Genomic DNA, 22,891 nt, shown 5'->3' on the forward strand with positions numbered 1-22,891 from the left:
GATAGACCTGAACAGTTCTTAGATGTTACGAAATGCCTGCCACTCTATTTTTCAGCGGCTTGAATAGTTCTTCTTCATCCATTTCTGGTCTCGCTTTGTTTAATTGTTCGAGTGCGATTTTTGCTCCGGGGTCCATCCCTTGGCAACCAGCTAACAACACAACATCATCGGCTTTAACCTCTGATAGTCCTTTTTCAATCGCATCATCTAGCTCTTTATAAAAATCAACGTGAATGCCTGCTTCTCTCATCACTTCTTGGAAAACTTCCACTTCTTCTTCTGTCACTCGGTCTTTACCTGTTGTGTAATCATCACTTAACGTGGCGATCACCTCGGTAAGGCCGAGCTCGGGAGCCCATTCTGCAATAGCTTCGGCATTCTCGCGGTTCACGGTGACTCCGCGACTCCCACGGATTGCATAGACAAGCTTCAAATCATTATAATCCATCTGCTGTAACGTACTCAACGTGACGTTGATGTTTCCGTAGTTTGCAAAGTGATCATCAAGAATCTTGAAATCATCTTCAAACACCATCTCAAAACGGCGTTCCACCCCACCGAAGGCCTTCAGACCCTTCTGGATGGTTTCAAGAGGTATCTCATTAAGAAGCCCGACCGCGACGGCTACCATAGAATTGTACACGGAGTGATACCCCGGTGTAGACAACTCAATCGAGAAAGTCATCGGCTCATATGTCGTCGCACCGACGGTAAAGCTCTTACGAATTTCCACATCGAATTTCGCACGACCGGTGGAAAGATCGAGATTGCGGCATACTAAGTCGCCATCTCCCGTTTCTACACTGAACGTTAACAAATTAGCCTTCGTTTCGTCTACTAAAGATGCCGAGTATTCATCATCCAAGTTCAGAATCGCCCAGGCGTCTTCTTTTGCTTCCCTTATTAAACTCGCCTTGCTGTTGAAGTACTCCTCAAAGGAACCATGAAGATCGATGTGCTCCCGGCTGATGTTATTCAGTGTCACGATGTCAAAGTCAACACTGCCTACACGCTTAAGGTCAAGCGCAGAAGAGGACACTTCCATGGTGACGTGAGAAACATCTTGATCCCTCATCTGTGCAAAGTAATGATGCAGGTCAAGCGACTCCGGCGTAGTCAATTTGGTAGGCTCGGAATAGTCTCCGAATTTCACAACTACGGTTCCAATCAATCCAGTTTTCAGTGCATGCTCTTCCAGAATCGAATTGGTCATGAAAGAAGTGGAAGTCTTTCCGTTTGTAGCCGTGATTCCGATTGTTTTCATGGATTGGGACGGGTGGCGGTAGAATGCATCGCTCAGTGCAGCAAGAGCCGCGCGGCTGTCCGCTACACGGTATTGAGGGATGTCGTCCCATCCTTCTTGATAATCTTCGACAATAATTGCAGATGCTCCGTTAGATACGGCTTCTAATATATACGCATGCCCGTCGGTTTTAAAACCTTTAATACAAACAAAAATTTGCCCAGCTTCGACGTTTCTTGAGTTGTAAGCGAGGCCTGTAATGTCCAAATTTGTCTCATTCCATGATTCTAGTACGTGAATGGATTGTAGCAACTCGTTCAGTTTTGCCATACTATCTACCTTCCCTGCTCATAATTATGCTTGTCTAGTTTTTCTTGGTGACTTTCCCTACCACGAGCCCTGCCAATTTCTTTCCGAACGCGACTGCTGGCTTTGGATCTTTCGGGTCCCAAATCGCATGAGCCTTCGGACGGAAATAGGAGCGGAATACATGACTAGGCGATAGCTGTCCAGTTTTGATATACTCCCGAACGGCAAGCAGATCTTCGTATGCGTACCAGAATACAAGGTTCTGGTCTTCCTGTATCGCTTTCGGTTCAAGTGGCTCTCCTATCAGATCTCGGTAAGTGATATAAGGAATGTTCAACCCCGCTTTATATAAAAGGTTGTTTAAGTTTGTAATTCGTACGTTGATTTCAATTAAATAGAAGCGGCCGGTCTCTGCATCTTTTTTGAACTCGATTTCTGCAAAGCCTTTATAACCGATTCCCTCTAAAAACTTCGCCCCTAGATCGTACAGCTCCGGGACATGCTTCTGCTGCGTGTACACGGAAGCACCGTAATTGACTGGGAACTGACGCAGTTTCTGACACGTCATCCAGTGCGTCACTTTTGCCTCTTGATTCAAATACGCATCGAACGTGTACATATGATCGTCAAAACCAGGAATCATGCGCTGAACAATCACTTCAATATCAGCGTCTTTCGCCTGTCCAACCTTTTCAAGCAGCTCCTCTTCGTTATGAACTTTGAAGAGCTTCCTTCTGAATTTCGAAACAAAAGAAGGGGAATCCACTGGTTTGACGAGACAAGGGTACTGAATGGTTTCATTTACTTTCTGAACAAAGTTCTCCTCATCTACTTCCACCGTCTCCGGAACCGCGACACCGTGCTCCGAAGCCAGTGTATGTAATGTTCCTTTATCCATTATTTTCGTATATAGTCCTTGCTCAGTTTGTGGAATCAGGAAATGTTTCTTTAATTCCACTAAATGAGCATCTACAAACTCTACATAAGGATCAGCTGTCGGAATTAACACGGGTGTCTCCGACTGTTGCTTCGCATAATCCGTTAAAAAGGCAACCAGCCCTTCTGGATCTTCCTTGTAATGAGGACCGATCAATGCTTCCGATACATACTTAGACTCTAAACCATAAGCACCTTCCCAAGCATAATCCACTGCTGCTACGTGAACATCGTGGACGCCGAGACAGCGAATGGTACTGAGACCGATATAATAATTGGCACCGAGAACAACCGCTTTATTTTTCATCAATAAACTCCTTCACGTTGCATACTATTTTGAACGGCTTCTTTACACCGTTTCTAACCGTCTATAAACATATTCATTTTACCATAATCCATACAGTAAAAAAATGATAAGGAAAATCAGAGGAAATTGGAATAGGGCAGTGTTCTCAAAACTTTTGAAAGAAAACCAAAAAAATAGTCCTCGGGTACCGAGGACTAAAGACGATATTATTTCAACGACTGCGTGAATTCAACTTCCGTGTGAACCGATTCGGATGATGCCGTTTGTTTATTGAATCGTTTGAAACGACGGACAACCTTATCTGCAGCGTACATAACTAGGAACGTAAGCAAAACAGTTAGTGACAACATATACAGAGAAGTAAGCATAGCGCTATATTCCCCTTTCCTTAACTATTGGGTAAATTTCATTAAATCCTAGTATATAATATCAAAATTTACACTGTTGTAAATAGAAAACTGATATTTCTCTGTTTAACCTCTCTATACTATTCCGTACGAGCATTTACTCTTCAAAAGGGAGTAATCTGCCACTCTTCTCGTACGGTAATATATAGCCTGAGCAAGTCGTCCTCGAGTTCTTGCTCGTCTTTTCCTACCACATCAATTCCTACTTTCGGGAATAGGAGGTTTGCGACTTCATACGTGACAGCCTTCCGCTGGGAAGAGGACATAGTGAAGAATCGATTCACATAAGTCTTCAAAAGGTTCCATTCTTTCTTTTGGAAAGCATGTAAAGTCAGTGTTTCTTCCGGGAACGCTTCTATTACACGCTTTTGGATTTCTTTTTCCAACTTCGATTCTTTCCGCTTCTTATGACCGTCATAGACGACCAAGGTCCCACCCATCAAATCGCCAAGACGTTTATGTTTCGGGTGTGAAAAAACCATAATCATACCAAGCAGGTAATAAGCAGGCAACATATCTATCACACGTAGTAAGTTGCGAACAAGAATAGAAAGCGTCGTCGGACTCCCTCCCTGGTCGTCGACTACCCGAATACCGAGAAGCCTTTTCCCTAATGTCTTCCCGCCTGCGAGCCATTCGGTGAAGAAGAAATACCCCCAGTTCACCAAAAAGATAATTAAGAGAGCGATGGCTAGGAGGATACTACCTCTCTCGTAGAAAAATACTCGAAGGTTGTTTTCGAAGAACAGCAAAACGGCGCCAAGACCGATATAAATGAGCGTGATCAAGGCTGTGTCAATGATCAACGCAGCTGCACGGCTGCCAAGACCAGCCAACCGGACACGAACCGATACATGTTCAGGTGTTTCAATATTCCATTCTTCCTGACTCATCTCTCCACTCCTTTCTTCGTTAAAACAGTTTCTTTCTAGAAACAGCTTCTTTATAATGAAATCAAATGTAAAATTCTTGCACACAAAAGGTGAGTCTATGAATTATAAATCTTTTATCAAACAGCACAGACACGAGTGGAAACAGTTAGAAGAACTTCTCACCACTATACATAAGAAGAAACATTCCCCAGAATCCATCGAGGCTTTTCAGCGTTTGTATCAAAAGACGGCTCAGCACTTATCCTACAGTCAGACGTACTTCCCAGGAGATGAGGTGACGTTGTACTTGAACGACCTCGTCTCCAAAGCACATAACACCCTTTATCAAGACCGGGTTTCAAACGTGAAACAGCTTAAACACTTTTTCGGAAGGACATTCATCGGCATTTTCGTAGAGCAATGGAAGTTCGTGCTTGTCGCCATGTTCCTCTTTCTTCTCGGAGGAACAGCCGCTTTTCTGGCTGTATTACAGGATCCTATGAACGTGTATTCTGTCCTACCTGAATCAATGGCACAAGGCTTTGATCCGGAAAGACTCGGAGAACAGGACGGGGCCGTCGATTCATCCATGATGAGTGTTCAGATCATGACCAACAACATCCGCGTCGCCTTCCTCGCTTTCGCAGGTGGAATTACGTTCGGGATTCTAACTGTCTATGTATTGATCTATAACGGCGTCATCGTCGGTGCCATTGCCGCAATGTTTATGCATGCCGGTAAATCCTATGAGTTCTGGGCTTATATTGTGCCGCACGGAATCATTGAACTGACCGCCATTTTCATTGCAGGTGGCGCGGGGTTACTTACCGGTTACAAACTCTTTGTGCCTGGACATCTCTCACGGATCATTCAGTTAAAAGAGCAAGCCTATCGCTCCGTTATCCTCTTGATCGGAACACTCCCGATGTTTGTTATTGCAGGATTGATCGAAGGCTTCATTACACCTGCAGCCATTTCACTTGAAGCGAAATATGCCGTTGCCTTCATCACCCTGATCGGGTTAGCCATTTATATCAGCATCGGACAGTATCGACGTCAGAAAGATCTTCAAGTCAATAATCGATCGGTATTTAGGTAAGAGAATGCCCTAGGCTTGTGTAAAAGTACCATTAGCGAGAGGTTCTGTTCTCATAAACCGCGTAGAGTGGGGTGCACGGACAACGACGATACCCCTCAGGGCGTTAGCCCGATGAGGTTCGGCGTCCGCCGGAACGCGACCTATTTTCCACCCCACGGCTCTACATTTTATATATCAGAACCGGTAAACATGCTTCAAACTAGCCCTCGATTGATGACATCGATGTAGTGGCTTACCGCTGTCACGGCCAGCTTATCCTCAGGTGCTTCAATCATCTGCATGCCCTGACGCTCCCACTTACTTACTTCTGACGCTTTGTCCAGCAAGTGCTTTTGCGCCATGCTCTTCACCATCGTCTCTCGTGTAGAACTTGGTGGCTGAAATGCCTTTTGTTTCGTTACATGATCCTCCACACCAAGCATCAAAAACACATGCCTCTTCCTCAGCCTTTGCAAATAGAACATATTAGCCTCTTCATGTACGAGCGTATCGATATCACTGAACAGGACTAACAAACTCCGCTTCTTCTGCACCGTTTCCACTTGACGAAAAAGCTCTGTGTAATTGGACTCTGCCTTCTGTGCTTTCAAGCCGTAAACTTGCTTTAGGATAGTCTGAAGGTGGTTCATGCCTTTTGCTGGCGGTACATACACTTCTAGTTCTTTCGAAAATGCCATCACCGCTACAGCATCGCCTTTTTTCAATGCGGCCGTCGCGACAGTAATCGCTGCCTCAAGCGCAACATCGAGGCGGTTCCCTTCTGAAAGCTCTACCCCCATCATCCTTCCGCAGTCAATTAACAGCGTAATATACTTGCCGTGTTCTGGTTCATATTCATTTGTCATCAGTTCCTGCAGTTTTGCCGTCTGACGCCAGTTGATCATCCTCAAGTCGTCCCCGACGACATAGTTACGAATCTTCGAAAACTCTCCCGCCCCTTGCTTACGTTTACGAACACGCTCTCCTTCATATAAAAGATAGCGCTGTGCATCCTCCAGGAACTGTCGACTCTCTGACAAGTCCGGAATAACCTTGACATTACTTTCGTCCTTTATTTTCATCTGTTTGTCCCATAGTCCGAAACGAGACCGATAGCGCACGTACAGTTCTCGAAGTGAATAATCACCTCGTTCATTTGGTACAAATGGATAGCGTAAAGTTAACGTCTTCCCTCCAGGTACACGGTCACGAATGGGAAAAGGATGGGAGAAGGTGTCCGGAAATTGATCGATGACTCGGATATGCGCATCATACATAGAACGGTTATGCACTGTTAAACCGGCTTCCGCTTCCAATCCTCTCTCCAGTTCGTCCTCCACATTCCGCTGAATGGTCCAATCTTTCTTTTTTGGAGACAAGCCTAAATCAAACAGACTCACAGCGATTACTCCTATGTTCAAGGCTGCGATCACGGACCAGGAACTTCCGAGTACAGATGCGCCAATACTTACTGCAGAAAGCACAGCAATAATCAGTAACAATCGTTCGGTCGGAACAAATCCTTTATCGCGGAACAGGAACAGATCCCACAAGGCCTTGAATGACTTGGTCATGTGTCGATCCCTCCAGTTCCATGTGAGGAGCCAGGATAATACGGTGACGTAAAGCCGGGATCGAAACAGCTTTGACATCATCCGGTGTGACATAGCCCCTACTGCTCAAATAAGCCCAAGCCTTAGCAGCCCTTGCAATCGCAATACCCGCACGTGTACTTGCACCGTAGCGAATAGCATCGGCTTCTCTTGTTTGTCTGACAATTGACATCATATATTCGTATACGGAGGCTTCAATCGACACCTCTTCTATTTCACGACTGATAGAAAGAAAGGTTTCCAAGTCCATTACAGGTGAAGAGTAAGGCGTGCTCCGCAAAGACTCAACCGCCTGTTTAAGTACGGTCACTTCCTCATCGAATTCAGGAAAGTCGATATGTAACTTGAATAAGAAACGGTCTTGCTGCGCTTCTGGCAATGGATACGTTCCTTCCGATTCAATTGGGTTTTGAGTGGCGACAACAAAGAATGGCTCCGGCAAATGATACGTATCTCCTTGAATGGTCAGCTGCTTTTCTTCCATCGCTTCCAGTAACGCAGCTTGGGTTTTTGCAGGAGTACGATTGATCTCATCCGCTAATAACACATTCGTGAAGACGGGACCTTTGAGTGTTTCGAAGGTACCTTCTTTCATGTTGTAAATCATGCTTCCGGTAATATCACTAGGGAGCAGGTCCGGAGTGAACTGGATGCGCTTGAAGTCTCCTCCAAGCAGGTTCGCAAGTGTTCGTACCATCTGTGTCTTCCCGGTTCCGGGGACGCCTTCCAGGAGGACATGTCCTCCTACTAAAATGGAAGACAGCATCAGTTTCATATTGTGAGTCTGACCAATGATATGCTTTTCATATTCATCCATCAAAGTTGTTAACTTTTCATTCATGACTGCTCCACCTCTTTCCTAAGATCATCGAGCTTTTTACTCCACTTTAAATAGTCTGATTTCTGGATTGAATTGCTGCCATCGAGTCCTTCTGTGTAGTCCTTCCAGCGTTTCTGTTGCTCTGTAGTTTGATATTTCGCAAGGGCTTCTCGGATTTCGGACCAACTTTTATCTTGTCTGATTCCATAACGCCTCTCGATTATTCTACGAAGGTATTCTTCCTGGATATCTACTGATTCTTGGTAGAACCCTCCTCGCATGTACCAAGCAGACAAGGCGTGGAGGCGTTCATCCCCGAAGCGGACAGCATACTTCCGAGGAGTGTAAATCGGACCGAACCGCTTCCCTTTATACCAAAGCCAGAGTACAGCAAATACGAGCAGTTGCAGGGCTAAAACGAGGATCCACTTCGGATAAATCGTAAAAGCCGTAGGGACATTTTCTGAGCCGTGTATGTACTCATCAAATAGAATCTGTTCCGTACCTCTCGTCAACAATTGCTCCATAATATAGGCGTGATCGCTTTCCATAATCCTTCCATTCTGCGACCACTGCGGACTCATCGAAACTAGCAGCTCCCCGCTTCCATAAGAGTGTTCAACAACGAGAGCACCATAGGAATCTTTCAAAATGACTTCATCGTTATCTTCTTTCAGTAAGCGGAAGGCTTGTTCGACATTCACCTCATACGTTCCTCCGAACCCAGTAGCCGTCGACTGTCCCTCCACTTGATTGAGCATCTCTGTTTTCCTATCAAACAAGCCGGTCGGATTTTGCTTCATGAGAATGATGGTATTCCCCTGTTCCATCCAGCGCTCATAAAGTCTTTGTTCCTCGGTACTTAGCGTGTAATATGGTTCAATCATAAAAAGCACCGCACCGGAAGTATCTGGTAATCGTTCTGGTGGGGCCGTCCAGCGACTCACTTCATGTTCCTTATCCGCAAATTCATAAAATGCTTTGCTTCCTGTAGGGGAAGGAGACTGGGTTAAGTAAGGGGAGTAACTTTTCGGTTCATTAAAAGATGCGAGTAATGCTCCCACCACAAGAATGAACATTCCCAGAGCAATGAGGAGCCATGTTTTCTTATTGGCTTTCATAAGCATCCTCACTCCCTGACTCAATCAATGTTCGAACCTTCTGATCATAAGAACGGTATTGCTCTTCTGTAGTCGATTGATTCCCATACGCCACCTGATCGAAGAACACCGCAAGTTCTCGGAAAGAAAGCGCGAGTGTGCGGTCCGATTTTGCTAACTCTTCTACGTATTCGCCATTGGATTTAAAGACGCGAGCAGCTATGTAGTTCCGTTCGTTCAAGTTAAGCAGGAGAGCAAGAAAAGCGTGCCTCGTCGCTTCTTTCAGGTCTCCTTCACGCTCGAATTTTTCCGCTTCTTCCAGATGTTCCAAGTAGGACCATTCCAAATGACTGCTGTGACGGAGCGGAGCGCTATTCTTCAGTTCTGATTGACGCTTCGTAGACTGTACGAGACGAACGATCAGAAAAAGAAGCAGTCCAATGCCGAATAAGCCAATTAAATATATGAGTCCTTCGACTCCCGGAGAGTTGAGCGAAGCATTCGGGAATAGGTTTTGAAGGAGGTCCTCCAGCCACTTTCTCACCATTTCTCTCAGTGACTGGACAGGCCCTTCCTGCACTTTTTCATAAGCTTGATATTCCTCTTGTTCCAAGATTCTCTCAATCTGCTGTTTCGAATCGGATTGGACACTCATAGGAATCACTGTTCCGTAGACACTGTTGAATCATCAGATTTGTAGTCAGAAATCATATCCTTCAAATCACTCGCTTCATTACGCGTTCTTAAGTCTGCATATATGACGGCATACCCTACCATTAAGAACAAGGTCGTCACAATCGTTCCGAGGTTCATAAGTACCGTGGACAGTACACTCGTTCCAAGTAACAGCGAGGCAACTCCTTCGAATAGGACAGAGACAAGGAAGTTGATAATTAGAATTACCGCAAAGAAACCGAACGTCGCCCAGAAGCGTCCCTTCGTCAGTTTCCAGCTCTTTGCAAAGCCAGGTGCTAATTTTTCAAAAGTGGTCGCCGCAAAGAACATGCTCAGCTTAATGGCGAAGAAGGCAGCCGCCACTAGAAACGCCAAGAAGAAAATAATCGAGATAATAATCGCAGCTAGCCCGTTCCCTCCAGAAAACGTACTGAACCCAGCAAAGAAAATAATGATGAAAGTAACGAAGAAAAAGGCAAAAACGATGACACCGAACAACAGCGTACTTCCAATCAAAGGCCAAAATCTTGAGAAGGCAAGCTTAATGACTTCCGAAACAGTCCACGACTCTTGCTTCATGGAACGGATCGTACCGACTAAGACAGAAGCATGAGCCATCGGAATAAGCACAAAACTCACGAGCGTCGTCAGAACGAGAAACAGTAAATGCATATTGCTTCCCAAATTATCTAAAACAAACTGTTCTACACCCGCCGCCTGTGTATCGGAATTAAGACTAGCGATTAAGGTTGTGCTTTTATCACCTGTTAATAAACCAGCACCGCCCATGAAGAGAAATATGTAATTAATGAGGAAGCCTGGGCCCATCAAGAAGAGGAGAATGAGGAAATAAGACTTGAAGTTGGCTTTTGCCAATCGGAACGTCTGATCCAGACTCTCTCCCACGGACCTTGGCTTTGTTTTAATTTGATCCATTTGTGTGTCCACTCCTTTTCTTTGTCTATAAAGCTATTCTATCATTTTTATTTCTAAACTTTTACAAATGTGACCATTTTTATATAATGAAAAGGGAAGCCATAAGAAAGGAAGATGATGCTTGAAACATAAGCCTCGAACCAAACCTCCACAACTCCTACTCTTTGAAACATTGAAGCCTCGAATGAGATTATCTTCATAGGAAGATAAATACCACCTAGACCTTCATAAGGGCTACCAAGGAGAGCAGCTTTTCGACCATCTCCTCCAACCTATGATAAAGCCCGATCAATATGTATTAAACGACCTTTTATTGACGCACAATCACTCTATTTTTCAAGTCGATTCCGTCTTGGTGACTTCTGCGAAAGCTTATTTGTTCGAAGTGAAGAATTATGAAGGAAACCACGTTTACCAAGAGGAGCAATTCCACCGAATGCCCAATACCGAACTTACGAACCCACTTCATCAATTGCAACGATCGCACTCCTTGTTTAGTCAGCTGTTGAAGAAGCTCGGTTATTCTATGAAAATAGAAAGCTACGTCATTTTTGTAAACCCTTCGTTCATGCTGTACCAAGCTCCTATGGGCCTCCCCATCATCTATCCGTCTCAAGTCGAATCATTTCTTGAATCCATCATGTCGAAATTGGATCCTCTGACGCCTCGTCACCTGAAACTCGGTGATAAACTGCGCGCGCTGCATCATACTAAGATGCCTATCCGTTATGTACCAGACTATGATTTCGATTCTCTTAAGAAAGGGGTTTGTTGTGTGGGGTGTCGGTCATTGCCTATGGTAACAGAAGGAAGGTTTTGTATTTGCAGAGGTTGTGGTAGGAGGGAACCTTTTTCAGAAGCCGTGATGAGGTCTGTAAGAGAACTTCAAATCCTTTTCCCGAACATGAGAACCCGAACCCGTGTGGTTTATGAGTGGTGCGGAAGTATAGGAAGTACTAAAAGGGTTCAGAAGGTATTGAAGGCTCACATGACTATGAAAGGGGAAAATCTAGGAGCCTATTATGAATGAGTGCTATTGATGTTCTATTGCGGGTTGGGCTCTCTCTGGCGTGTTACAGCCACTAATTGGACTGTTCCTTCTCGATCGCAAACCACTTTGGCGTATTACTGTGTCTAGTTCGACCTTTCCTTCTCGATCGCAATCCCATTCGGCGCATTACTGCCCCTAATTCGACCTTTCCTCCCCAACCGCAATCCCGTTCGGCGTATTACTGACCCTAATTCGACCTTTCCTTCCCAACCGCAATCCCATTCGGCGCATTACAACCACCAACTCAGTAACCAAAACAAAAAAGCAGCCAGAGCACTTACACTCTGGCTGCCTTCAGTCATTTTCCTAATCGCACCATGTAATCCGCAATCGTCTCGATCCCTTTTTCGAAATTCTCCAGATGGAAATGTTCGTTAGGGGCATGCAAGTTTTCAGATGGCAGTCCGAAGCCCATCAACACGACAGGTGAATTAAGTACACGACCGAATACTTCCACAATCGGAATCGATCCGCCTTCTTTCGGGAAAAGCGGTCGCACGCCATAAACATGTTCGTAAGCGTCGGCTGCGGTTTGAATCATCTCGTCACTGGAATCAATGGCTACAGGATTCGCCTGAATGAATTTCTCAAGCGACACGTTCGTCCCTGTAGGTTGGTGTTTTTCAATGTGTTGCAAAATAGCGTCATATACTTTATTTGGATCCTGCTCCCCAACGAGACGGCAGCTGATCTTAGCACTTGCTTCTTTTGGAACAATGGTTTTCAACCCTTCTCCTTGGAAGCCGCCTGTAATGCCGTTGATTTCAAGGGTTGGACGGATACCGACTCGTTCATTGAAGCTGAATCCTTCTTCGCCATAAAGCGCATCTAGTTCTAAGTCTTTTTTCACCTTTTCTTCATCAAAAGGAACTTTGCTGACTTCTTCTCGCAGCGCTTCTGTCACTTCCGGGACTCCGTTGTAGAAGCCTTCGACTGCGACTTGTCCATTCTCATGTCGCATGGAATCAAGAAGCTGGACGAGGGCATGGATTGAGTTCGGCACGCCGCCGCCATAGGTGCCAGAGTGCAAGTCGGAGTTCGCCGTTTTCACTTGCAGCTCCATTGCCAGCGCACCACGCAAGGAAGTGCAAATGGCAGGGAGGCCTTTTTCAATAAAAGAAGTATCGCTGATGACAACGGCGTCATTGGCGAGTTTCTCTTCATTTTGTTCGATAAAAGGAACAAGATTCGGACTTGCCACTTCCTCTTCCCCTTCGATACAGAACTTAACGTTCACTGGAAGGGTACCATGTTCCTTCATCAATAGTTCTACTGCTTTGATATGAAGGAATACCTGCCCCTTATCATCGGTTGCTCCGCGGGCGAAAATCTTATCATCTCGGATGACTGGATCGAACGGTGGCGTTTCCCAAAGGTCTAATGGGTCCGCAGGCTGCACGTCATAGTGTCCATATATCAAAATCGTCGGCTTGTCTGCTGCATGAAGCCAGTCTCCGTAAACAATCGGGTGGCCGTCGGTTTCGATAACTTCGACGTGCTCCATCCCAATGCCTTTCAAGGATTCTGCGACCCAGTTTGCTCCTGTACGCACGTCGCCTTTATGCTCGGTGAGAGCGGAAATGCTTGGAATCCTCAGAAATTCTATTAACTCCTTCAACATCTCATCTTTATGTAATTCGATTGCTTGTTTCATGCCTCATCCTCCTTAATCGTAGTATAACACTTCAATCATTTACGCCTGAGACCTTGAACTCAACGGCAACAGATTCAACTTCCACTTCATAATCGTCGTACGACTCGGCATCTAAAATTTTATTCGCTGTTCTTTTTAACTGGTGGTGCAGCCTTTTGTAAGTTTCGGTAGAACCCACGACCCGTATGTTCACTTCTTTTTGTTCCTTATTGCTTCCTACCTGGATATCTGTGTACCCCTCGTCCAACAATTCTTCATAGATCACTTCGTGTATCGGCTCTTCTTCTACATGGTATTCTGAAAAATACTGGGAGACGAGAACAAAGAGCGGGATCAACGCTCCGATAGCACTGTATATATTCTTTCGACGACCAGTGCCCTTAACCTTCTTATTAAATCTCTTTGTCAGTTCCAAGACTTTCTTATCATCACAATACCTGTCCCATCGTTGCATTTCCTCTTCCACGGTCGCACCTTCTAATTGTTCTAGGAGCTGTTCTTCTGCACGTATTAGAATTCCTTCCATTTGTACAACCGGTTCCTTCATTACAGAGGCGATCTCCTCCAAACTCAATCCGCAATTATAACGCAAGACAAGCTCCGCCCTGTACGACCAAGGAAGTCTCCACAAAGGCTCGGAAGGATTATCTCTATACATTTCATGATGTACCGACAGCCGGATGGTGTGTTGATAGACAGCAACGGGGGATGGGGTTTCTTCATCTATGATGTTGTGAAAAACCTTTGCTGTAATTTTCTTTGCTTTTTGCTCATGCTGGCTGATGGCATAGGACAACAAATACACCCGCTTCAGATCTTCCTTCAGGTCCTTCTCGCTGGTCATTCGCTCCCTCCTTATCCTTCACCCGAAAAAAGACTCCTTGGCACATGTCCAAAGAGTCTTCGTAGTTATGGTAACTGGGTTTCTCCCATTAGATATCGATCACATTCGCGAGCAACTTCTCGCCCTTCGTTGATGGCCCATACAATCAGGCTTTGTCCGCGGCGCATGTCCCCCGCAGCGAATACACCGTCAAGATTTGTAGTGTATTTGCCGTACTGAGCTGCTACGTTGGAGCGGACAGTCGTTTCGATGCCCATTTTTTCAATCAAGTCTTGTTCTGGTCCTTGGAAACCGATCGCAAGTAATACAAGATCAGCCTCCCACACTTTTTCCGTTCCTGGAATTTCGGTGCGGACTTTGTTGCCTTTATCATCGTAAGAGAGTGCTACATCGATCGTATGCACTTCTTTGATGCGGCCCGTTTCGTCGCCTACGAATTTCTTCGTCATCACCGCATAGGCACGAGGGTCTTTGTTGAATTTCTCTTCCGCTTCCTTCTGGCCGTACTCGACACGGTGGATGACCGGATATTGTGGCCATGGGTTCACTTCGTTATCACGTGTGGAGCCTTTTTTATCATAGATGTCGAATTGAACAAGGCTCTTACATTCGTGACGCATGGAAGTCGCCATACAGTCCGTTCCTGTGTCTCCTCCACCGATTACGATTACGTTTTTGTCCTTCGCACTGATGTAATCGCCGTCCTGGTGGTCAGAGTCCAGCAAGCTCTTCGTGTTGGAGTGCAGGAAGTCCATCGCATAGTGGATTCCTTTAAGACCGCGTCCATCGACTTCTAAGTTACGAGGAACGGTTGCCCCTCCACAAAGAATGACAGATTCATATTCTTCCTGTAGACGGGAGATCGGATAATCACGACCAACTTCTGTGTTCGTTTGGAAACGGATGCCCTCTTCTTTCAAAATGTTCACGCGGCGCTCCACAACGGAATAAGGCAATTTCATTTCTGGAATGCCGTATGTCAAAAGTCCACCGACACGGTCGTTACGCTCATAAACCGTTACGGAATGTCCCGCTTTGTTCAACTGAGCTGCTGCTGCAAGCCCCGCTGGACCGGAACCGACTACCGCGATTCGTTTGCCTGTGCGGATCTCCGGTGGCTGTGGTTGCACCCAACCTTCTTCGAATCCTTTTTCAATAATCGAACGTTCGACACTGCGGATCGCTACTGCCGGTTCGTTGATCCCTAGCACGCATGCGCCTTCACATGGTGCCGGGCAAGCAAAACCGGTGAATTCCGGGAAGTTGTTCATTTCATGTTCTTTCTCTAATGCTTCCTTCCATTGTCCGCGGTAGACTAAGTCGTTCCACTCTGGGATCAGGTGATAGACAGGACACCCCGTCGTCACTCCACCTATTTCCATTCCGGAATGACAAGTCGGTACGCCGCAGTCCATGCAGCGTGCCCCTTGTTGTTGTACTTCCTCATCCGAAAGGGGAAGTGTGTAGTCTTCCCAGTCATTGATACGCTGGGCCGGATCTCGTTCTTTGATTGATTGACGTTCGTATTCCATAAATCCAGTCGACTTTCCCATACAATCGCTCCTCCCGATGTTTATTTCACGGTTTCAACCGGTTTGTTTCGCTCTTCAAAGGCCGTCATTTCGGCATCAAACTTCTCAAGTCCACTGTCTTTCAAGCGCTCGATACGCTCTTGCATCGCTAAATAGTCGCGAGGAATGACTCGGACGAATTTCTGTACATAGTCGTTCCAGTTATTCAGAATACGTTTCGCAAGTGGGCTTTCTGTATAATCAACATGCTTATCGATCATGTCATATAGCTCTTGAATTTCTTCTCTGTCTGTCAGTTTTTGAAGGTGGACAAGCTCTTGGTTACATTTCGTTTCGAACGACTGGCCGCTTTCATCCAATACGTAAGCGACTCCGCCAGACATACCGGCAGCAAAGTTACGTCCAGTACCTCCAAGCACGACGACTTTACCACCTGTCATGTATTCACAACCGTGGTCTCCAACACCTTCTACCACCACATTCGCTCCACTGTTACGGACGCAGAAACGCTCACCTGCTAGTCCGTTGATGTACGCTTCACCGGAAGATGCGCCGTAGAACGCAACGTTACCGATGATCGTATTTTCTTCCGGCTTGAAGGAAGATCGCGGAGAAGGATGTACAATGATCTTTCCACCAGAGAGTCCTTTTCCGACGTAGTCATTGGAATCACCAATCAAGCGCAGTGTCATGCCCTTCGGAATAAAGGCACCGAAGCTTTGGCCAGCTGATCCTTTGAATTTCAACTTGATTGTATCTTCAGGCAGACCTTTCTCGCCCCAGCGACTGGTGATTTTGCTACCAAGGATAGTACCTGTAACACGATGGATATTTCGAATGGATCCTGTGCTTTCCACAGGTTCTCCTGTTTCTATCGCTCGTTTACATAGCGGAACCAACTCTTCCACGTCCAACGTCTTATCTAAGCCATGGTCCTGCTTCTTCGTAGCAAAGCGACCGTAATCTGCTGGTACGTCTGGTTGGTAAAGCAACGCGGAGAGGTCAACACCTTTCGCTTTCCAGTGATCAACCGCGTCGTTAGCTTCTAACACATCGGTACGACCGATCATTTCATTGATCGTACGGAATCCGAGTTCTGCCATGAGCTCTCTCGCTTCTTGGGCGATGAAACGCATGAAGTTCTCTAAGTGGTCCGCTTCGCCTGTGAATTTCTTACGAAGCTCAGGGTCTTGAGTCGCAACTCCGACAGGACATGTATTCAGATGGCAGACACGCATCATGACACAGCCCAGTACGACTAGGGGTGCTGTGGAGAATCCGTATTCTTCCGCTCCTAGGAGAGATGCGACTACGACGTCTCTACCTGTCATCATCTTCCCGTCCGTTTCAACCACGATACGGTCACGCAGACGATCGAGTACGAGTGTTTGATGAGTCTCGGCTAGTCCAATTTCCCAAGGTAGACCCGTATGCTTAATACTTGTACGAGGTGCAGCTCCTGTTCCACCGTCATATCCACTGATCAAGACAAGATCAGCGCGTCCTTTTGCTACACCAGCAGCAATCGTCCCGACACCTACAGCGGAAACAAGTTTCACGCTGACACGTGCTTTCGGGTTCGCATTCTTCAAGTTATAGATTAATTCTGCTAAGTCCTCAATCGAGTAAATATCGTGGTGAGGTGGTGGTGAAATGAGTTCTACACCTGGAGTGGATCCACGGACCTCTGCAATCCATGGGTACACTTTTTTACCTGGAAGGTGTCCACCTTCACCCGGCTTCGCCCCTTGAGCAACTTTGATTTGGATCTCATCCGCGTTCACGAGGTAGTGACTAGACACACCGAAGCGGCCAGATGCTACCTGTTTAATCGCACTCCGCTTAGAGTCTCCGTTCTCTTCTGGAGTAAAGCGGTTCGGGTCTTCCCCACCTTCACCAGAGTTGCTTCGACCGCCGATACGGTTCATCGCTACAGCAAGTGCTTCGTGGGCTTCCTGACTGATAGAACCATAGGACATCGCACCTGTCTTGAAGCGACGAGTGATGTCTTCGATTGACTCGACTTCTTCTACAGGAATGGACGGACGTTTCTTGAACTTCAGCAGCCCTCTTAGAGATTGCAAGTTTTGCTTCTCATCTGTCAGCATCTGAGAGTACTGTTTGAAAAGGTCATAGTCGTTGCTTCGGCACGCGTGCTGAAGTGTAGCAATCGTTTGCGGGTTGTACTGGTGGTCCTCTCCGTTCTTACGGTATTGGAAGTCATCTCCCGCCTCTAATGTACGATTCGCACCACGATTTTCACGGAATGCTACTTCGTGACGCATCAGCACTTCTTTTTCAATAATATCTAATCCGATTCCGCCTAAACGGGATGCGGTACGCGTAAAGTATTGATCGATAACGTCTTTATGGATACCGACCGCTTCAAAGATTTGAGCGCCTCGGTAACTTTGAATTGTAGAAATCCCCATCTTAGAAAGCACTTTGATAATGCCATCTGTCGCTGCTTGTACATACGTATTAACAGCTTCCTCATAGGAATCCACTTCCAGATCTCCCGACTTCATCAAGTCTTGGAATGTCTCAAATGCAAGGTACGGGTTGATTCCTTCTGCCCCGTAGCCAAGTAGCGTCGCAAAGTGGTGTACTTCACGAGCTTCACCAGATTCGATCAAGATACTCACTTTGGTTCTTGTACCTTGGCGGATCAAGTGATGGTGAAGGCCAGAAACGGCAAGCAAAGCAGGAATCGCCGCTTTATTGTTATTCACTCCACGGTCAGACAAAATCAGTAAAGTCGTCCCGTTTTCAATCGCTTGGTCCGCTTCTTCACAAATACGGTCCATTGCAGGCTTCAGTTGATTTTCCTGCGCATCAAAAAGAACAGATAACGTCACGGATTTAAACCCTTCAATCGTCTGTTGACGGAGCTTTTCTAACTCTTCGTCTTTCAGAATCGGCGTATTCAGACGGATTTGGCGGCAGCTCTCCGGCTTCGGATCCACTAAGTTCCCTTCTGCACCGATCGTTGTCTCGACCATCGTGATCAATTTCTCACGGATAGCATCGATCGGCGGGTTGGTTACTTGTGCAAACAGTTGCTTGAAGTAACTGTACAGCAACTGCGGCTTCTTAGATAAGACCGCAAGTGGAGAGTCATATCCCATCGAACCAACAGGGTCTTTCTTCCCCGTCACCATCGGCATAAGGATACGATTCAACTCTTCTGTTGTGTAACCGAATGCCAACTGTTGTTCTACAAGATCTTCTGATGGTTGGGACGATTCTGTTGCTTCCGGCAAGTCTTCGAGATCGAATTTATTCTCTTCAATCCACTCTTTATAAGGGTGTTCACGAGCGATTTGCAGTTTGATTTCTTCATCAGGAATGATTTTGCCTTCTTCCAGGTCGACTAGCAGCATCTTTCCTGGGTGCAGGCGATCTTTATACAAGATATCATCAGCAAAAATGTCCAAGGCTCCAACTTCGGATCCGAGTACAATCATGCCATCCTTCGTTACGTAATAACGTGCAGGTCTAAGACCATTACGATCCAGACAAGCTCCGATTTGTTTTCCGTTTGTATAAGCTAATGCTGCAGGACCATCCCACGGTTCCATTAAGCAGCTATGGTATTCATAGAAGTTTTTCTTATCTTCCTGAATCGTCTCGTCGTTCGACCATGGTTCTGGAACCATCATCATAGCCGTATGGGACAACGAACGACCGGAAAGGTGCAAGAATTCGAAGGCGTTATCGAACATAGATGAGTCACTACCATTGTCATCAATGACTGGTAGAAGTTTCTCTAAATCTTCATCGCTGAAGTATTCAGATGAGCATAGCTCTTGTCTTGCTCTCATCCAGTTCACGTTGCCTCGTAATGTATTAAATTCGCCATTATGGATCGTATAGCGGTTCGGGTGCGATCGTTTCCAACTCGGGAAGGTATTCGTACTAAAACGGGAGTGCACTAAAGCGAGGGCAGTTTTGAAATCCGGGTGATTCAAATCAATATAGAAAGAATCCAACTGTTCCGGAATCAACATCCCTTTGTAGACGATCGTTGACGTCGACAAGCTGCAAATGTAAAAGTCATCATACCCATCTTGATTGGAAATTTCCGCTTCCGCTCGTTTGCGGATAATATATAAACGACGCTCTAAATCCATTTGGGTTTTTAAATCGTCAGAGGGAGCGATGAAAGCCTGACGGATGAACGGCTTCGTCTTCTTCGCGTCATCTCCGACGAAGGAATCATTGATCGGGACTGTACGCCAGCCTAAGAATTGCTGTCCTTCTTCTTGGACAATGCGTTCGAATTGGCGCTTACATTCCATTCTTGTGTCGTGGTCTTCTGGTAAAAATACCATACCGACACCGTACTCCCCCTCTTCAGGAAGCTCTATATCTTCTTTTTCACATTGGTTTTGAAAGAATCGGTGTGGAATCTGTGTGAGAATACCTGCGCCGTCTCCTGTACTGACATCAGCAGACTGACCTCCACGGTGTTCTAAGTTACATAGAATGGTGATCGCATTCTCCACAATACTATGTGATTTTGTTCCATCGATATTTGCTAGTACACCTATTCCACAAGCTTCGTGCTCATTGTCTGGATGATACAATCCCTGAGGAACCGGGTAACCATGTTTTTGCATAATCATTCCCCCTAGCAGTCTATTCATAAAAGGTTGCATACAAAAATTAAAAAATTCCGTCTTTTCAGTTTTTTACTAGTATATCACGAAAAAAACTAGGAATCACGCACGATGAGCGCTATTAGTGGTTGTTTTCAGATAACTAAAAATGAGCAAAACCTTATATATAGACGATGTAAGCGCAAACAAAAATGACCTAAGTTTTTAAAATTTTTCTCAAATAGACCCAGATTACCGAAATTTATGTATAAAAAACTAGAAAAGTGAATGAAAATGCAAAAGACCTTCCCTTAAAAAGAGAAGGTCCCTAGTCAAGCTGTTTTTCGTTTATCCTCCGTTCGCTTACGATGGTGGATGACATTCACTTCCGCCCCGATCATAAGAATCATCCCCGTCAAGAAGAACCATAACATGAGAACGATAATCCCTCCTAAACTACCGTAAGTAGCGGAATAATTACCGAAATTGCTTACATAGAAGGAAAAAGCTAGAGAGATCAGCTGCCACAGAACGGCCGTCAGAATCGCTCCTGGCCAGATATGTTTGAAAGGGATCGACTTGTTCGGTGCAAATCGATAGAGCGATAGTAAAATAGCTCCCATCACTAGAACACTGATCACCCAACGTAATAATTGGAACAAAATAATAGTCTCAGAAGGGAGGTTTACAGCGCGGTTAATGAATTCAATGATGACATCTCCAAACACCGGAAGTGCCAGCGCCACTACAATGGCTATAATCATTCCAATCGTCAAAGCAATCGATAAGAGACGCACCTTAATGAATGAACGCGTCTCTTCCACATGATAGGCAAGATTCGCCGATTGAATGAAGGCATTTATTCCGCTTGATGCTGACCATATGGTACCTAAGATCCCTATAGTAAGTAGACCACCTTTAGGTTTTTCTACGATATTAATAATATTTTCCCGGAAGACCTCTGCTGTTCCTTGAGGCAACACATTCCCCATGGCACTAATAGCAGCTTCCGCTTCAATATTTAAGTACGGAAGGATAGATAATAGCAGAATGAGCATGGGAACTATGGCCAGAAGATAATAATAAGCTTGCGCCGCTCCGAGTAAAGGTATATTGTCTTTCTGAAATTCAGCAAATACTTCTTTAGCATAATCCTTTATTTTATTCACAATAGTCATTCCCCCCTAGGCATGTTTCTAGTTTTCTATCCCCTTTTCAGCTTCTATTTAAGCATAAAGAAGCAAATTGAATTCTTTCATTCTTACAATTTTTTCATTAAACAGGCCTACACTCCCTGTGAGTGTAGGCCTGTTAGGATTACAAGCTTCTGTTTAGTCGCTGTGGACAGAAGCTCTCTGAATGTTATGGTTTCTTTGGAATACGTTCTCCGGGTCGTACTTCTCCTTTATTTCAACCAAGCGCTTATAGTTAGCAGCATAGCTGTTTTGAATGATCTCAGAATCCGGATCAATGCCATTTAAATAGGCTGCGCCGTTGTAAGATATAGGAGCGAATCGATGATAGAAGCCGTTAATCCATTCTTGGCAGGCTTCTTCGTTCTCATCTTCATACATAATGTCGAGGAGCAGTGCATAGCGGGCATCGCGGGTGGCAAACGCCGTCTCGTCTGCCGGAACGCGGTTCATCTGCCCGTGAACCTCCCATAGCTGAAGCATAAGGTGTCCAGGTGCCTTCTCTTTCTCCGCTAGAATCTCCTGCCAACTTTCAGGGGATAGATCTTGGAAAAACAGTGAAGATCCTTTGAAGTTCGCCTGTTGAGGAACCATTGCATCGAGTTTCGTCTGTAAATCGGTATAAGCGACTACCCCAGACTGGTCAACAATTGGTGTTGCCATTTCGCGTAGTGGCTTAATGACCTCTTCTCCATGATCAACTTCTCCCTCATACATTCCAGAAAGTATCAGGACTGGCTTGAAGTGAAGAAATTCCGGTAAATCTGGTAACGGCGGGAGATCCATCACTGTTACGTTCAAACTGATTTCATCTGGTGCCGTTTTTTGAAACTCGTCTAGTTGACGATAAATACTGTCGGCATCTTGAAGGTCATACATAACATCAAGCGCCAGAACTTCCGGGCCAACCTCGAACAGTTGGAACTCAAACTGGGTTACTACACCGAAGTTGCCACCACCTCCGCGGATCGCCCAATACAAATCAGCATGTTCATCTGCACTGGCACGAACAATTTCACCATGAGCTGTGACTACCTGAGCAGCTAGAATATTATCACAGGAAAGCCCGTACTTACCTCTCAAGTAGCCGAGTCCACCAGACAATGCCAATCCTCCGATACCAGTCTCCGATACCGTGCCCGTCGGTACTGCAAGTCCATACTTCTGCGTCTCTGAATCCACATCAGAAAGCAAGGCGCCGCCTCCAACTTTTGCAACCTTGGTAGTTTCGTCTACTGCTACTTGCTTCATGGCAGACAAATCAATCAATAATCCGCCTTCCGTCAAGGAGGTTCCACTAATATGGTGGCCACCACCACGTATGGAGATCTCTAATCCATGTACATTAGCGAATTGAACAGATTCTGCTACATCTAATTCATCCTTGCATATCGCGATTGCCGAAGGCTGTTTCTTGATGGCAGCATTAAAGATTGCCCGTGATTCCTCATAGTTAGGATGTTCTGGCAAAATCACGCTTCCATTCATTTTTGATTGTAAAGATTCAAACAATAATTCCCGCCCCTTTTAAATAAATTAATTACCACTTATGTATTTAAAGTCCATTTGATAGGACTTAGTAACTATAATACACATACCAAACAAATTAAACAAGTTGTAATTAAAGTTGATTTTAAACATTTGTGAATTTTTATCTCATAATCTATAGTCTGAATATAGGAATAGGTGACTCGAATCATGAAATGGTATATAAGAGTTG

Annotated in this window: 16 protein-coding genes and 1 pseudogene; 2 read left to right on the forward strand and 15 right to left on the reverse strand. The window is 45.5% G+C overall.

The window, feature by feature from the left end; genetic code table 11:
- Window positions 1–25: 25 nt before the first annotated feature.
- From E4663_RS11955 to E4663_RS11965, 4 genes are all read right to left on the reverse strand, one after another.
- Complete coding sequence (locus E4663_RS11955) at window positions 26–1,573, reverse strand: Mur ligase family protein (RefSeq protein ID WP_135327781.1); 1,548 nt, start codon at window positions 1,571–1,573, stop codon at window positions 26–28.
- 34 nt (window positions 1,574–1,607) lie between these two features.
- Window positions 1,608–2,795: a carboxylate--amine ligase gene (locus E4663_RS11960; protein WP_079477675.1), complete on the reverse strand. Its 1,188-nt coding sequence runs from the start codon at window positions 2,793–2,795 to the stop codon at window positions 1,608–1,610.
- Window positions 2,796–3,001: 206 nt separating this feature from the next.
- Window positions 3,002–3,145, reverse strand: a complete 144-nt coding sequence (locus E4663_RS19800; RefSeq protein WP_158290486.1) for a hypothetical protein — start codon at window positions 3,143–3,145, stop codon at window positions 3,002–3,004.
- A 161-nt stretch (window positions 3,146–3,306) separates the two neighbouring features.
- Complete coding sequence (locus tag E4663_RS11965) at window positions 3,307–4,095, reverse strand: RDD family protein (protein WP_135327782.1); 789 nt, start codon at window positions 4,093–4,095, stop codon at window positions 3,307–3,309.
- 97 nt (window positions 4,096–4,192) lie between these two features.
- Between E4663_RS11965 and E4663_RS11970 the strand changes: the two genes are divergently transcribed.
- Window positions 4,193–5,173: a stage II sporulation protein M gene (locus E4663_RS11970; RefSeq protein ID WP_135327783.1), complete on the forward strand. Its 981-nt coding sequence runs from the start codon at window positions 4,193–4,195 to the stop codon at window positions 5,171–5,173.
- 194 nt (window positions 5,174–5,367) lie between these two features.
- Here the strand turns inward: E4663_RS11970 and E4663_RS11975 are convergent, their stop codons facing one another.
- Genes E4663_RS11975 through E4663_RS11995 form a run of 5 tightly spaced genes read right to left on the reverse strand, consistent with a single transcriptional unit; the run spans window position 5,368 to window position 10,296 of the window.
- The gene (locus E4663_RS11975; RefSeq protein WP_135327784.1) at window positions 5,368–6,726 is read right to left on the reverse strand and encodes a DUF58 domain-containing protein; all 1,359 of its coding nucleotides are present in this window, start codon (window positions 6,724–6,726) and stop codon (window positions 5,368–5,370) included.
- Window positions 6,677–7,606: an AAA family ATPase gene (locus E4663_RS11980; protein WP_135327785.1), complete on the reverse strand. Its 930-nt coding sequence runs from the start codon at window positions 7,604–7,606 to the stop codon at window positions 6,677–6,679. The genes E4663_RS11975 and E4663_RS11980 overlap by 50 nt, the downstream gene beginning before the upstream one ends.
- Complete coding sequence (locus E4663_RS11985) at window positions 7,603–8,706, reverse strand: DUF4350 domain-containing protein (protein WP_158290487.1); 1,104 nt, start codon at window positions 8,704–8,706, stop codon at window positions 7,603–7,605. The genes E4663_RS11980 and E4663_RS11985 overlap by 4 nt, the downstream gene beginning before the upstream one ends.
- Complete coding sequence (locus E4663_RS11990) at window positions 8,693–9,340, reverse strand: DUF4129 domain-containing protein (protein ID WP_135327787.1); 648 nt, start codon at window positions 9,338–9,340, stop codon at window positions 8,693–8,695. The genes E4663_RS11985 and E4663_RS11990 overlap by 14 nt, the downstream gene beginning before the upstream one ends.
- Window positions 9,341–9,345: 5 nt before the next feature.
- A complete protein-coding gene (locus tag E4663_RS11995) occupies window positions 9,346–10,296 on the reverse strand; it encodes a hypothetical protein (protein WP_135327788.1) in 951 nt (316 codons plus the stop codon).
- A gap of 241 nt (window positions 10,297–10,537) precedes the next feature.
- On the opposite strand from E4663_RS11995, the pseudogene E4663_RS12000 reads away from it, so the two are divergent.
- Window positions 10,538–11,326, forward strand: a pseudogene (locus E4663_RS12000) (nuclease-related domain-containing protein); the annotation flags it as partial.
- Window positions 11,327–11,645: 319 nt separating this feature from the next.
- Here the strand turns inward: E4663_RS12000 and E4663_RS12005 are convergent.
- The 6 genes from E4663_RS12005 to E4663_RS12030 all read right to left on the reverse strand — a co-directional run bounded on the left by E4663_RS12005 (window position 11,646) and on the right by E4663_RS12030 (window position 22,659).
- Window positions 11,646–13,001 (reverse strand): dipeptidase, encoded by a 1,356-nt coding sequence (locus E4663_RS12005; RefSeq protein ID WP_135327790.1) that lies wholly within the window; start codon window positions 12,999–13,001, stop codon window positions 11,646–11,648.
- A gap of 31 nt (window positions 13,002–13,032) precedes the next feature.
- A complete protein-coding gene (locus E4663_RS12010) occupies window positions 13,033–13,845 on the reverse strand; it encodes a hypothetical protein (RefSeq protein ID WP_135327791.1) in 813 nt (270 codons plus the stop codon).
- Between the two features lie 65 nt (window positions 13,846–13,910).
- Window positions 13,911–15,398: a glutamate synthase subunit beta gene (locus E4663_RS12015; RefSeq protein ID WP_079477665.1), complete on the reverse strand. Its 1,488-nt coding sequence runs from the start codon at window positions 15,396–15,398 to the stop codon at window positions 13,911–13,913.
- A 20-nt stretch (window positions 15,399–15,418) separates the two neighbouring features.
- Window positions 15,419–19,999 carry a glutamate synthase large subunit gene (gene gltB, locus E4663_RS12020; protein WP_135327792.1) on the reverse strand — a complete coding sequence of 1,527 codons (4,581 nt, stop codon included), beginning with the start codon at window positions 19,997–19,999 and terminating at the stop codon, window positions 15,419–15,421.
- 311 nt (window positions 20,000–20,310) lie between these two features.
- Window positions 20,311–21,147 carry a YihY/virulence factor BrkB family protein gene (locus E4663_RS12025; protein WP_079477663.1) on the reverse strand — a complete coding sequence of 279 codons (837 nt, stop codon included), beginning with the start codon at window positions 21,145–21,147 and terminating at the stop codon, window positions 20,311–20,313.
- A gap of 162 nt (window positions 21,148–21,309) precedes the next feature.
- Entirely contained in the window at window positions 21,310–22,659 is a 1,350-nt protein-coding gene (locus tag E4663_RS12030; RefSeq protein WP_241657188.1) for an FAD-binding oxidoreductase, read from the reverse strand.
- Between the last annotated feature and the right edge of the window lie 232 nt (window positions 22,660–22,891).

The sequence above is a fragment of the Halobacillus salinus genome (assembly GCF_004684905.1).
Taxonomy (GTDB): Bacteria; Bacillota; Bacilli; order Bacillales; family Halobacillaceae; genus Halobacillus; species Halobacillus salinus.